This is a genomic window from Blastopirellula sp. SH421 (assembly GCF_057808535.1).
Genome location: NZ_CM173712.1, coordinates 1,663,757 through 1,677,192, shown reverse-complemented (window position 1 = coordinate 1,677,192; position 13,436 = coordinate 1,663,757). Strand labels below are relative to the sequence as shown.

Genomic DNA, 13,436 nt, shown 5'->3' with positions numbered 1-13,436 from the left:
CAAGTTCCCTGATCGGCAATATTCTTTGGCCTGCTAGAGACCAAATTTGCAAATATTGTGATCGGCTACGCATTGTTGCGAGTGAGCCAGCAAAGTCAACCCGACACGCAAGATCGTAACAATTCTACCTCGGGTAACTCCCCCTGGATCGAGCAGGCATCCCCACCCGATCTACCTCGCTATTTCCCATCCACACTACATTTTCAGGGATTAGCGGCAGGTCATCCGCTGTCGGCCAATCTGCGATCACCCGCCGATTCTCGCGTTAAATCTAGGAAAAAATTTGGCCATGCTGGCGTCAATTTCTTGGCCGAGGCTGATTGCTGACCGTTTTGAGCGATGACGAGACTTCAATCGATGCGCCATCTCCGACAGGAATCGTGAAGTAGGATCCACGAAAGAAAATTACCAACACAAATACCGGCGTGACGGCGCCCGAATTGCTATCAGTCTGTTTCGTGCAAGCTGCCGATAAGATCGACCGAAATCGGCCGCTTCAACGATGCTTAGGGGGTTTCCCACTTGTTGTTGCGATAGACGGATTGACTCGGATCAAACTCGGTGATCGTTTCCAAGGTCAGCGAATGCAGCGGCCGATGGTTTTCAGCGGCGGTTAGCTCTGACCACTCCGGTACATTTTCCAGATCGCTGGTGTCATGCGTTTCTGGCAGCAGCGAGAGTTCGGCCATGACGAGTTTGCGAACCAGCTCGACCGGAATTTTGCTTCCTTCGCAGCCGGGACAGGTTCTATTAAGAATCGCAAGGCAGTCTTCGTAGCTGATTTCAGAAACAATGCTATCAAATGAATTTTCGATTTCGGGTCGTTTCAAAATTGCTCGGGCCGAGCGATAATCCCCCCCCCGTAGTTTGCGAAGCCCCGTGATGATTAATGACTTCCACTCTTCGACCCGCTCCGGGCTAGCCAGTTGCGCCGCGTGACGCTTTTGAATCAGTTGGATGTCATGCTCGGGGTCCAGGAGGTAGGCCATTGCCTGAAAGCGATTCGCTTCTTCCGGCGAACGCGCAATCGCCGTCATGCCGAGCAGCGAGCTTCGCCCAAGCCGAGTTGGTTCTAATCGCGCGGCGATTAAAAACAGACGAAGCGCGGTTTCACGAGCTTCCGGATCAATTTTCTTTTGCGCCAACTCTTCTGCATAGTTGCGATAGCCGCTGGGATTATCTGGACTCAGCTCGGCAAGTCGGCTCGCAGAGACGGTCTCGATTACTTCCTCGACATCAGCCAGCGGAATCTCCCGGGTCCGACTTTGTCCATTTCCTTGCGGTATTCGCAGACGCAGTACGCCGTCAGAGCGGCTTTCTACATAACCGGCCACGGTATCGGATTCGCCGCGAACGAGAACAACCGCGGCGTCAACGCCAGCGGTTATAAGGAACAATGCGATCGAAATGATACTGGCGATTCGTAACATCGCTAGGCCTCCATCCGGATCAGTTGCATGCGGACCATTGCCGCTTCGCCGTTGCGGATCTGCTGAAACACGCTCTGGGATGCTTGATCAACTTGTCGTAACTGGGCGATTAACTGATCGACCGCCAATTGCGAATTTGGCTGTGAGCGGATGATCGCGATCGCCGACATTTCCAACCAAATTCGCTGCAAAGCGGCGGTTTTCATCAAGTCATTACGCGCAATCAGTGAGATGACGCGAGACCGAAGCAGGATGTCGCTCAGTTGCGATTGCAACTCTGGCGAAAGCTTGGCCGCGACCAATTGCTCGGCTTGCAATTGAATGATCGCATGCAGCGCCTCGCTGGGGAGGCGCATGCCGAGTCGTTGTTCGTACGGGACGCCTACGATCTCGGCTTGGATTCGATAGTAGTCGAGTAAGTTAGCGGCCGATTGCTCCAGAACTTCGCTCGAGACATCTTCGCCGGCGACTTTGGGATCATCGTGCAAACGCGGAAGCGCGTCAGAGAGCAAGATCCGCCGTAGCTCTTCTTTCCAGGTCAACTTGTTATTTAAGACGACCGAACGCCCGGTGATCTCGCTCGCCATTCGCTGAACTTCAGAGACTGGCATCACCGTTTCTTCCAGATGATCCGACAACGCCAATCGCAACATCGCCGACGAGCGAAAATCGCTGAGCTTGCGCATAATCACTTCATGCTCGTCTCCCAATTTTTTCGCCAACAGATACTCAACCAATCGTTCGGCGTGATAGTAGTCCAAGTCGTCGCTGCCGGCGAGGATTGCCGCGAGGTTTTCATACGCCATGGCGCGACGGCGGGGATCATTAGCTCGACTTAATTGACGAAAGGCTTCGCGAATTCGATCTAAACGATCTTGCGATACGACGCGTCGAGAGTTGCTCTTAGCGGATCGAATTGGTTCTGGGACATCAGCCGACAGCGACTGGAACAGGCGGCGACCTGATTCTTTTTGTGCTGCCGCGGCGCCCAGCGCCGAGATTCGCGCTAGTTCCACGGCGTCGTTGAGCCATTCGTCGGGAGAACCAAACTCGCTTTCACTTAACTCAATTGGATGCGCCTGCCCTGCGAAGAAGCGAGCCATCCCGCCCACATCTCCCTGCCCGGCCAAGCCGGCGAGAGCGCCGCGCATGACGATTGCAGCGTCGGTGGGATCCATGCCGTCGACCGTGACATCGGCCGCTTTGGCCAGTAGCGACTGCAATTCTCGCGCGACCTGTCCGCTGGTTTTTCCGGACTCAAGCAATTCGATCAAGCGGAGCAGCACGGCAAGGTTGCGTTGACTGATCTGCTCGTCCAACAGACTGCGATAGGTATTCAAATCTTGCGGCACGCGCGGCAAGATCGCCAACAAGGCGTCGCCATCCAGATCCGTAGCCAACTGCTGGTTGACGTTAGTGCGGACGATGCGATGCAGGCTTTGATGGGTCGCCATCGCTTCGGCCGGGTCCTTTTCGACCAACCTTCGCAACGACGCATATTGATTCCGGGCCAACTCATCTGCAAACAGAGCCGCCAGATCGGGCGACGGACCGATGACCACGCCGAGATGATGCTCTAACTGCTCGACCAGTTGGTCGCGCCGTGGGGGAGCCAACTCGTTTTGTTGTGCGATATCGACAATCAATCGGAGCGCGACGTATTGTTGACTCACATTGCTTTTGGAATTCAGCGGCTCCTCTTTGGCAGGAATTTGTGTTAATAACGCCTGAGCCAGTGCAGCAAACGCAGCGTTGTCGGGTTCGTCGATCGCCAGCCGACGCAGGATGACGCGCAACTGCTCAGCATGCGTCGCATTGCCTTCTTCGGCCAAGGCCGCAATCATTTTTGGCACAAACTCGGCGTAGCCTTCGCCCCGCGTTTTCGGCTCTTCTGTGGCGATCGCCGCCGTCGCCGGCTTTAGGTCGGTACGTCGACGCCGCAGCGCCAAAAGATCGATCGTTAGCGCTTCGCTCCACCACGAAAGTCTCTGGAACTCGGTCTCACTAGTGACCGGATCTGCCTGTGGATCGACTCCAGCGCTACTACCGACGTCGGTATTCCAGACGCTAGAGTCTTGACCGAAATTCGCCCACTCTGGCTTGCCCCAGTAAATTAAAGCTAGGCCACCAAACAACATCATTGTCGAGATCAAGACCGAAAAGACGATCCTGCGGCGGCGGCGGTTGGCGCGCTGCTCGATCGCGGCGATGTGCTCTTCAATGACCATGCTGGCTTCGGCCCGAGCAACGCCCCATTGCCGCGCTTCGGCCAACAACCGCTTCCGATTTTCGATCGAGATAAACCCTTCGTCCGCCATCAGATCGTCAACGATAGACAAGAGGTGGGCGATCGCTTGCTCTAAAGTAACCACGCGCAGAGTCGAACCCGAGATCGCTTCGCGGACGGTCGCCGCGGCAGTTTCTTCGGGCAAGCCATGCAGGTCCACGCCGATCTGCGTCAACTGTTTTGTCAGCAAGTCGCCGACGATCTGACTCTCGGTTTGCTTCAGTTTGTCGCAAGCAACACGGCGAAACGACGCGATCCGTTCTTCCAGCGGATCAGCCAAGCGTGATTCGCTTTGTCTTTGTAGTGCCGCTAGCGCCTTGTTTTTTTCTTCTTGCGACAAGCCGAATTCGGCAGCCGCTTCGGCAATCATGACGCGACAGACTGAGCTAATCCCCCCCTGCCCTGCGATGATCGAAGCGGCTCGCTGCTGAAACGCGGTGATTGTCTGCTCGCGCTGCTCATCCACCACGTCCGCTTCAGTCAGTTCAGACAACTGCGAAATCAAAACGTAGTCGCGCCGTGCTGCCGCGGCATACAACATGTCGCGAGCCAATACCGGCGAAAGCCCCAGCTTCTCGACTCCTTCGGCGATCAGCTTGGTTTCACGGCGAGAATTAATCTTGCCGGATGAGATTGCTCCCAGCGCCAAATGGAGATAATCCTCATACATCTCCTGCGGCGGCTTGCGCGCTATCTTCGGCGGCTGCGTTTCCTGCTTCTCGGCTGACTCCGCTTCGTCTTCCGGCTCTGGGACAACTTCGGCCACGATAAATGGACCATGGATTTCGCTCAGCCAGCGCTCGAACTGATCGTCATCCACGCCAAGTTTCGCAGCCAGCAGTCGCAGGTTTTGCGGCGTGTCCGAGTCGGCGTTAGCCAGTAACAATTTCGCTTGTTGCAAAAATGAATCGCGGAGCGGATCAGAGGCCGTCAGCGCACAACGTGCAGCCGGCGGCGTGCTCGGCGACGCCTCCGATTCAACAGGCGTCGTCGGTAGCGTACGGGGAAGCGATTTTGGATTGAGCGGCGGCGCAACTTCGCGTTTCTCACGCAATTGCTGCAGCGCCGCTTGATATTCTTGGTTGGTCAGCCCCAACTGGTCCGCGATGATCGCCAATTGCCCCAAACGCGATGGGTCAGACGCACCGTAGATCGCCATAAACGACGTAGCCCGACCGAGGAACTCGTCGATACGAGTCGCAGGGTTGGTCGCAGATGGTTGATCGGCAGACATGCAGCATTCCAGCGGCGACACTTCACCGCGATGAGGCCAGTTCCTGTTCCACAGTCTTTATTTTATCACGCCAAGGGGGTGGTCCGCCTGCGGGATACAGCAACTTGAATTGGGTCAGCACTTTACGTGCTCCCTGGGGGTCGGTTTTGGCAAGACACGCGAGCTGGTGAAATTTTGCTTCAAACCACTCCGAAGAGCCGCGATCGAGCCCTAAAAGCAGTTTACGCCAATGCTGGAGGGCGATCTCGACCATTCCCGCTTCAAAAGCGGCTCGCCCAGCTTGCTGCAGGTACGTTCGATCATCCGGAAATGCTTCGGCCAGATTAGAAATTATCGCCGCAGCCTCGGCGCGCCGGCCAATTTGTTCGGCATATTCGGCAAACTTGCTAGCAGCGACACGAGCATTTTTCTTCTCCCGGAGGATCTGCGGAGAGGAGCCCAGCTTTTGGACCAGTTGGCGATAGATCTCAAAGGCTTCTGTCCGAATCTCTGGAGTCGGCGTTGCTTGCAAGCGGCGATCAATATCGAGCGCTCGAACGACTAGCGCCGAAGTTGCGAACGCCGAATCCGGCGCATTGGCCAAAATCCAATCGGCATGTTCCAAGATTTGTACTGGCTGGTTACGCTGCTGCGCTAACAAGAGCGCCCGGTGATGGTATTCTGCGACAGCGCCATCCGCAGCCGGCAAAAGCGTCGCCAACTCGGCCGCACGTCGAATGCCGTTGTCTCCTATCTCCGCCGAAAGTAGACCTTGGCCCGACAGTTCGACCGTCATCAACAAGGTGCGTAATGCACGAGAGCGATCGGTTTGCGCTGACTTCTCGTTCAACTTTTCGTTGAATACATTGGCCGCCGCCAACAGTTGCTTGGCGTATTCAATCTTTTGGCTCTCCTCCGCTGTTTGATCGATTTGCTGGTAAAGCATGACGCACAAGTCATACTGGGCAGTCAAATAATTCGCATCGCTAGGAGGAATCTTCGCCAGCTGGTCAATTGAATCGCGGAGCGAACCACGCGACTGTTGCAGGCGGGCGATCAAGAGATCAGCCTTTTTGGCATACGAATGTTCGGGGAAATCCCGCTTCAAATCTTCCAGCACATCGATGGCCGCTGCGGCGTAGCGCGGATCGGTTTTGGCTAGAGACTGAAGTGAAACGAACGCGAGCCAAGCGCTTTCGACCGCCTTTTGCGGGTTCGACAACTTCAAACCGGCGATCGCCTGACGAAACGCGCCGCTTGCTTCGGCAAACTGCTGCAAGCGATAATTGCACCACCCCAGTACATACTCACACTCGGCCAATGCGCCAGCGTCGCCAGAGGGTGGATTGGCGACTGCTTTGGTCAACAGGAACTTGGCGGCTTTGTAATCACGTTCTGTCTTGGAAGCTTCAGCCGCGGCGAATTGTCGCTGCCCTTCCAACCAAAGCAGATAAAAGCCGGGATCGCCGCTGACGTCGATTTTGTTTTCGTCTAGCAATTGAATTGCGGCGCCGATGCGGCCTAGTTTTGCTAGACCGACAATCCCGACCAGACCCAACTGCCGCATTTCGCCGGAGGAAGTTTCGGCTGGGGGATGAAAACCGACCTGGGCAATCAAGGCGCACAGGCTGATCTTCCCTTCGCTCCCTTCTCCTTGGAAGTTACTGACCAGGCGCTGCGATTCGCTGAGCGCTTCCTCATAGCGTTTAGCGTTCAGTAAACCGCGAACGAACCAATAATCAGACTGATCTATGATCTGGGGCGACGCATCGCTTTGTCGCAAGATTTCAAAGACGCGGCGGCTCGAATCAATCTGGCCCAAAAACGCTTCACAAAGCCCTAGACCGATCAAAGCGCGGGCTCGCCATTCGACGGCCAACCCCAACTGCAATGGATCGACAGCGGCGTAATTGGATTCTTTGATTTCCAGCAAGTCCTGGAACAGCTTCATTGCTTCTGGAATGGCAGCCGACTGCGGGCTCCCTTCGATCACAGCTCGGTAATAGTTGGCCCACGCGGCGAAGTAAGAGGCTCGACCAGCGACTCCTTCCAAAGCGCGAATTTCTCGCTCACGCGCTTCGGCCGCCGGCCCGTTGCGCATCCGATCGACTTCTTCAAACCCTTGGGTGATATCTTTACGCAGTTGCTGGGCGGCGACAGTTAACTGAGGGGCGATCACCTTCAAAATCGATGCGGCGGTTTGTTTGGCGTCAATTTTCGAGGGATCGGCGATCCAGTCCGAAGCGGCGCTTTCGGCCCGTTGATAATCGGCCTGCAACAACATCACCTGCAACGAAGGAGCGTTAGCCGTCGGGTACTTTTGAATCAGCTTTTGCACACGTTCGCGATATGCTTTGAAAAGCGGGTCATCTCCGCTCACTTCCATCAATCGGGCGGCGAACAGATCGGCCAACCCACGCAGCGCCGCGCGGCGATTGGCTTCATCAATAGGTTTTTCAACGTAGGTTTCGCTCAGCAAGATTCGCTGCTCGGTCAATCCCAAACGCGAGAGATAGCCGTCGACCTGCTTGAACTCGTCGTTCAATTCGTCCTTGGAACGATTGTCAAACGACTGCGCAGCCCCCAACGACGCGGACAACGCCCAAAGCACCGCCGCGCTGACTAAAATCGCTCGTCTATTGATTGCTAAGCGGCTGATAACGCACTCCGTGAAAACCTGCATTTTTGCATGCCTGGATAGCGGCCGAAACCATCCCATAGGGCGCTTCGTCCTGCCCCCGCACAATCGCGGGCGAGGATTTGTCGGGAAACTCAATCAACACTTTCTCTAACTCTTCCTGATTGGTGAAAGTACGACTGCCAAGCTTGTATCCATATCCACCGTCCGTCGCCGTAACTTCGACAATCGCCGGATCAAAGTCGCTGGCCTGCGCCGCAGAAGGATTCGACTTTTGCACGGCAATATCCAACCGCCGCTCGGTAGGCGTAAAGCTGGCGGTCACGATAAAGAAGATCAGCAGCAAGAACACGACGTCAATCATGCTTGTCATGTTCAAGTCGATCTTTTTGTCGCGTGTCTTGCGATGCGAGCTCAGTCTCACCAGGCGATCCTTTACTGCGGTCTTTTTATTGCGGCGTTTCGACCGCGAGTTCTACTAGCTTTACGTCAAACTGCGTAAACTGTTCCACCAGTTGATTGATCGCGCGGCTCTGCGCCCCTTGATCCATCCGCACCAAGATCTTGACCTGACGCGCGTCTCCCCCCACTTTTTCCAGTTCGGCGGCGACCATGGTCGCCAGATCGGCGCGATCGACCTCAACCCCGCCGACAGACATCCGCCCGGGACGATCAATATTGATCGTGAGGGTCGAGCGATCTTGATCCTTTTCGCCTGCTTGTTTCGGCAATTGCAGTTCTTCGCGATTGGTCTGCGAAACTTGCGTCACGGTCACAAAAAAGATCAACAGCAGAAACACCACGTCGATCATCGGCGTGATGTTCATCTCGGGTAAATGTCGATTTCGACTTTTGCAAAGCTTCACGGCTATCGCTCCTGTTAGCGGCGACGACCGAGCGGGGTCAAAATCTGCTCGACCCGTTTACCAGCTTCCGAAACGAGCGAGTCGATTCGATTGCCGAAAAAGCTATAAGCAACCATTGCGGGAATCGCAACGACCAGCCCCAGCAGAGTCGTGACTAAGGCCTCACCTATCGCATCAGCCAGTTCAGCCGGCTTGGGAGCTCCATCGGTCGCGGCGATGGTATTAAACGCATTGATCATCCCGAGTACGGTTCCGGTCAGTCCCAGCATCGGGGCGATCTGCCCAATCAGACCCAGGACTTCGATCTTGCGATAAAGTTGGCCGGTCTGCTCTTCGCCCGCTTCTTCGACCGCCGCTTTGTATTCGGCGAAGCCAAATTCAGAACTGCGATAGCGAGTCAGACCTGATTCGACGACGTAGGCCAACAAGCTGCGACTGCCGGGATGTTGACAGACTTCGATCGCTTCATCGATTTTCCCTTCTTCAACTAGGTCGCTGAGATTGATCGCAATATCTTCCGGCATCAAGACGTCTTTGCGAATCGACAGAAAATGTTCGACGATGAAGCCGAATGCGACAATCGACAAAATGCCGATTAGCGCTCCGACGACGCCGCCATCCATCAGCGTATCCAAGAGGGTCTGCTGCGGCCTGCTCTCTTCAGCTGGCAAATCAATCGATTCTTCTACGGTCAGCGTATCTGGCGAAGGCGTAGGCTCTTGCGCCAGCAAGGTCAGACTGTAGGTTCCGACCAGCAAGACAAAAGAGTACGCCAGGATGGCGCGAATTCCGATGGTGCGTCTCATGCTTGTTCCTCAATGATCCTCGCCGCGATTGATTTGAGTTCGCAGCTTTTGTCCGAAATACGCGCCGCTGTAGTTCGCCAAGATTTCTTTGCGTAAGTTCGCCGCTGGGATGGTGTCGCCAGCTTTTTGCAGCGCGTTCATCGCTTGAAACAAGGCCGCCGCCGCAAGTTCCGGCCGTTGAATTCCTTCGGTCGCCGGAATGTACATTAGATCTAGCACTCCACGTTGGACCTCGGATGGAATCCCATCGGCCAACCGTGCTTTTCCCAATAGAAAATGAGCTATGCTGCGATTAAAAGGATGCATGCCCGAGGTGCGAACTTCGAGTTGCACGATGACCTCTGTGTTTGCGCCGCGAGCCAAAGCCTGTAAAGCAGGCGCAATCACGCGCCAGTCAGAGACAAGCGGAATGTCAGCGCGGAGGTTTTCAAAGGACTTTTCCGCCAATTGCATGTCGCCGGCGGTGACCGCCAACGAACCGACATAAATGAACGCCGCTTGCGGCAAGGGAGTTTGCAGTCCCTGAGCGGCCGCTTTGACACTGGGAAGCGCGGCCTTGGCCTCTTCGACGTCAAAGAAGATTGGCTCTAGCTCCGGCGATAAGCCGGTCGCAGCGTCGAAACTGAGCGCGCGATTTCCCGGCAGCGTGCCGAGCAGTCCCGCTTTGTTGCGGAGCATTCTCAAAGTGCGAAAATAAGCTTCCAGCGCCCCCGCAGGATGCCCGGACGCTTGTCGACTCCACATGGTCGCCTGGGCGACAAGATAGGCGGTATCGCTATTACGCAGCGCGTAGATCGGAAACAACGCTTCGGCTTGTTCGGCCAAGCCGACATAGTCTCCCACGCTTAGCCGCTGACGCAAGCGAAATAGGGGCCCGCCCAACTCTTTCAACCACTTGTCAAATTGTTCCTGATGTTGGCCAACCGAGCCCCGTTCGATCTGATCCCAGCCGATAATACCTTTTTCTTCGACGTTGACCCCATCTTCGTCCAGAGATAGTACTTTGACGTTATTCAGGATTTCTAAATTGCGCAGGATCAAGCGATCGGCGCAAACCGGAGTTGCCGCCCAGGAGATTAAGATCGCGACCGCGCTGATCGTCAGCAGTCGGCTGGCGTTAGAAGGCTTGAACATGGCGATACTCCCCACCTGACTCACCGGCGATTTGTCGCATCAGCGGCTCGGCACTGCGATCCATGAAGGAAATCGCATGAATTTTGACTTTTGGGTCACTCATCGCGTTCAGTTGCTTTACTTCGTTCACCACATTGTCATCAAACAATCCGTCGGTCATGAAGAAGATTGCGTCTGGTCGGGGTGAGTATTTGAGTGCAAGGTCAAAAGCCGGAGAGGGATTCGTTCCACCGGCAGGCCCAATCGCTCTCAGCCATTCTGACAAAGCATTGAAATCACGTTTCGGATGTCGCCAACCTTTTTGGGGAAAAGGGAGTTCTTGCGACTGGAAAAAGATGACTTGAAACTGCGCCTCACGCGGCAAGCTAGAAATCGTTTCGAGAATCTCTTCTTTGACGTAGTCGAGCTTTTCGCCTGACATGGATCCTGAACAGTCGGCGATGATGCAAAACCTGCGTCCCGCGGCCCGCAAACCCATGAACGATGCTCCTGCGCCGACGCCGCTGCCACCGCCGCCGATGGTCGACAGCGATCCCATACCTCCCCCCATTGCGCCGCTGGGAGTCAGCGCGGCGGTGTCAATCAACTCGCCGATATCGGTTGGCTCGGCGCTGGGGGGGGCAACTTCATTCAGTAGTTCGTCGACCTCGACCGTTTCTGAGACTTCGCTGGCGGCCGCGACGGTATCTAAGGTCTCTCCACCAGAATCATCCAAGCTAACTTCCGGCATATCGCCGATCAGCACATCGACCCCATCTCCGGAAGTATGCGATTGAAAATCACAGGTGACCGAGGCAAACAGGATCAACAGTCCTGCGTGCAGAATGAAGGAAATGAAACCTGAAACTCCGTCATTAACCCAAGAGTGAAACAGCGAGGCCTCATGATGTGGAGCGGTGGATGTAATCGCCTCGGCTTCGGGGAGCCGCACGACTTTATGACAATGAGGGCAAACGACCTCGCCTCCCAGCTGGTCGGCAGTGGCTCTCAGGACGTTGCCGCAATAAAAGCAAGATAGCTGCATGAGGGGGCGGATGGGGGAAAGTGCCGCGTCAGAAAGGGATCAACAGTTCGACGCAAGTCGTTACCTGTTTACGACCTAATGTTAGGGGCACGCACGATATCGGTCAACGATCTGGCGCGGCGGCGACCCGTTTCTACGGTTTTTTCCGTAGTTAAGTTTCGGCGCCTACTTGTTGATTCGACCTACTGTAGTCGAATTCAACCGGCGGGGCTGCCAAAGAGATTCTTGCTGAAATGTGGTCGATTTCTTCGTTTAGATTTGATGAATCACTGCGGGGGGGTAATGAACAGCAAAGTCAGCCCAATTATAATTGCCGGTTCGATCTCCTGCCTTTCTCCCCCGTATGATCCAACCTTAGGCATTACTTTGATCCACAAACTATTCGCCATTCTGCTCTCGTTTTTGTTGGGCATGATTGCGTCGACCGTTTTGGGAGACGATTACCTCCATCAACTGCAAAACCAGGGGGTCACCACTGGGCATAGCGACGCTGCTCACTGGGGCCCCAAGTCCGATAAATACAGCTCGTGGACGAGTCATTCGAATCGCTTAATTCCGGTCTACACGTACGGAACCAAGGGACAGCCTGACGGGATCGATCTAAACAGCTACACCGGCGAGAACAGCGTCTACCGCAGTGAGACGAAGTTGCGCGGCATCTACCGCAAGCCCACTCAAGCGACGCTCAATCCGACTGCGGACTATATGGATCAAACCAACATCTTTGATCTGCAGAAAGCGGCGCTCGACGCTGGCAAAAGGAATATCTTTTTGGTCGTATTCGATGGGATGGACTGGCAAACCACCCAAGCGGCCGCCATCTGGAACACCCAAAAAATCCCCTACACCGATGGGCGCGGCAAGGGAACGCACTTTCAAGAATACCAAGCCAATGGAACCAGTCAGTTTGGCTTAATGGTGACTAGCCCGTTCTGTGATGACGCCGACATTGATATCAACAAGCAAATCGTCAAAAACGCAGGCGGCGGACTCTTTGGCGGCTACGACGTTTCACAGGCCCGCTCCGTTCCGTGGGATACGCCTAGTGACGTCCAATACCTGATTGGTAAATCGAGCACCAAGGATGGACTCAAGCACGCTTACACCGATTCGGCCAGCAGCGCCACCAGCATGCTTGCCGGCATCAAAACGTACAACGCCGCAATCGGAGTTGGTCCGCAAGGCGAGCGTCCCAAGGCCATCGCCCATCTCGCTCAGGAAAAAGGATACGTCGCCGGCGCAGTCACCAGCGTACCGATCAGTCACGCAACTCCCGGTTCAGCATACGCTTATAACGTCTCGCGCAACGATTACCAGGACATTTCACGCGACATGCTTGGGCTCCCTTCGGCCAGCAATCCAGAAACGCCGTTGCGAGGTCTCGACGTTGTGATCGGCGCCGGCTACGGAGTCAACGACCCCAGCGACAAAGGGCAAGGCAAGAACTACGTCGGCGGCAACAAGTACTTAGCCGACGATGATCTTAAAAAGGTGAACGTTGACAACGGCGGCAAGTATATCGTCGCCGTCCGCACCCCCGGCGCCGATGGCAAGCAGCTACTCAAAGTTGCGGCGGCCAAAGCGGCCAAGTCTGGTCAACGGTTGCTCGGCTACTTTGGCGTCGGCGGTAAGGGAGAGGTCGCAGGTCACCTTCCGTTCCGTTCAGGAGAAGGAGACTTTCGCCCCGCTGCTGGCGTCTCGAAAAAGCCGATCGTTTATGACGAAGCCGATCTAACCGAGAATCCGACGCTGGTCGATATGACCACCGCCGCCATAGAAGTCCTCTCGAAAAACGACAAAGGTTTCTGGCTCCTGGTCGAGTCAGGCGATGTCGACTGGGCGAACCACTCGAACAATCTTGACGCTTCGATCGGCGCGGTAAATAGCGGTGACGCCGCGGTAAAAACGATCACCGATTGGGTCGAGAAAAACAGCAATTGGAACGAGTCTGTCTTGATTGTGACCGCCGACCATGGGCACTATTTGTTTTTGGACAAGCCAGAGTTGCTGATCCGCCCTGAGAATCGCTAGATTCTTC

Annotated in this window: 9 protein-coding genes; 1 reads left to right on the top strand and 8 read right to left on the bottom strand. The window is 55.3% G+C overall.

Translation table 11 applies throughout. The features are described from left to right. Positions 1-506: 506 nt before the first annotated feature. Genes SH421x_RS06910 through SH421x_RS06875 form a run of 8 tightly spaced genes read right to left on the bottom strand, consistent with a single transcriptional unit; the run spans position 507 to position 11,398 of the window. Complete coding sequence (locus tag SH421x_RS06910) at positions 507-1,430, bottom strand: hypothetical protein (RefSeq protein WP_488854681.1); 924 nt, start codon at positions 1,428-1,430, stop codon at positions 507-509. Between the two features lie 2 nt (positions 1,431-1,432). Then, complete coding sequence (locus SH421x_RS06905; RefSeq protein WP_488854680.1) at positions 1,433-4,951, bottom strand: hypothetical protein; 3,519 nt, start codon at positions 4,949-4,951, stop codon at positions 1,433-1,435. A 22-nt stretch (positions 4,952-4,973) separates the two neighbouring features. Beyond that, on the bottom strand, positions 4,974-7,613 hold the full coding sequence (locus SH421x_RS06900; RefSeq protein ID WP_488854679.1) for an outer membrane protein assembly factor BamD: 2,640 nt from the start codon (positions 7,611-7,613) through the stop codon (positions 4,974-4,976). Continuing rightward, entirely contained in the window at positions 7,567-7,992 is a 426-nt protein-coding gene (locus SH421x_RS06895) for an ExbD/TolR family protein (protein ID WP_488854678.1), read from the bottom strand. Before SH421x_RS06895 ends, SH421x_RS06900 begins: the two co-directional genes overlap by 47 nt. 25 nt (positions 7,993-8,017) lie before the next feature. Then, positions 8,018-8,434, bottom strand: a complete 417-nt coding sequence (locus SH421x_RS06890) for an ExbD/TolR family protein (RefSeq protein ID WP_488854677.1) — start codon at positions 8,432-8,434, stop codon at positions 8,018-8,020. Positions 8,435-8,448: 14 nt separating this feature from the next. Further along, the gene (locus SH421x_RS06885; protein WP_488854676.1) at positions 8,449-9,240 is read right to left on the bottom strand and encodes a MotA/TolQ/ExbB proton channel family protein; all 792 of its coding nucleotides are present in this window, start codon (positions 9,238-9,240) and stop codon (positions 8,449-8,451) included. A 9-nt stretch (positions 9,241-9,249) separates the two neighbouring features. Beyond that, complete coding sequence (locus SH421x_RS06880; RefSeq protein ID WP_488854675.1) at positions 9,250-10,374, bottom strand: hypothetical protein; 1,125 nt, start codon at positions 10,372-10,374, stop codon at positions 9,250-9,252. Beyond that, positions 10,358-11,398, bottom strand: coding sequence for a vWA domain-containing protein (locus SH421x_RS06875; protein ID WP_488854674.1), 1,041 nt, complete (start codon positions 11,396-11,398; stop codon positions 10,358-10,360). The genes SH421x_RS06880 and SH421x_RS06875 overlap by 17 nt, the downstream gene beginning before the upstream one ends. A 282-nt stretch (positions 11,399-11,680) precedes the next feature. Here SH421x_RS06875 and SH421x_RS06870 point away from each other — a divergent pair, with 282 nt between their 5' ends. Further along, entirely contained in the window at positions 11,681-13,429 is a 1,749-nt protein-coding gene (locus SH421x_RS06870; protein ID WP_488854673.1) for an alkaline phosphatase, read from the top strand. Positions 13,430-13,436 lie beyond the last annotated feature (7 nt).

What these genes read in the sequence shown, in the direction of transcription:
- SH421x_RS06910 (WP_488854681.1), bottom strand. Translation starts at nt 1,430, where the DNA reads ATGTTACGAATCGCCAGTATCATTTCGATCGCATTGTTCCTTATAACC.
- SH421x_RS06905 (WP_488854680.1), bottom strand. Translation starts at nt 4,951, where the DNA reads ATGTCTGCCGATCAACCATCTGCGACCAACCCTGCGACTCGTATCGAC.
- SH421x_RS06900 (WP_488854679.1), bottom strand. Translation starts at nt 7,613, where the DNA reads ATGCAGGTTTTCACGGAGTGCGTTATCAGCCGCTTAGCAATCAATAGA.
- SH421x_RS06885 (WP_488854676.1), bottom strand. Translation starts at nt 9,240, where the DNA reads ATGAGACGCACCATCGGAATTCGCGCCATCCTGGCGTACTCTTTTGTC.
- SH421x_RS06880 (WP_488854675.1), bottom strand. Translation starts at nt 10,374, where the DNA reads ATGTTCAAGCCTTCTAACGCCAGCCGACTGCTGACGATCAGCGCGGTC.
- SH421x_RS06875 (WP_488854674.1), bottom strand. Translation starts at nt 11,398, where the DNA reads ATGCAGCTATCTTGCTTTTATTGCGGCAACGTCCTGAGAGCCACTGCC.
- SH421x_RS06870 (WP_488854673.1), top strand. Translation starts at nt 11,681, where the DNA reads ATGAACAGCAAAGTCAGCCCAATTATAATTGCCGGTTCGATCTCCTGC.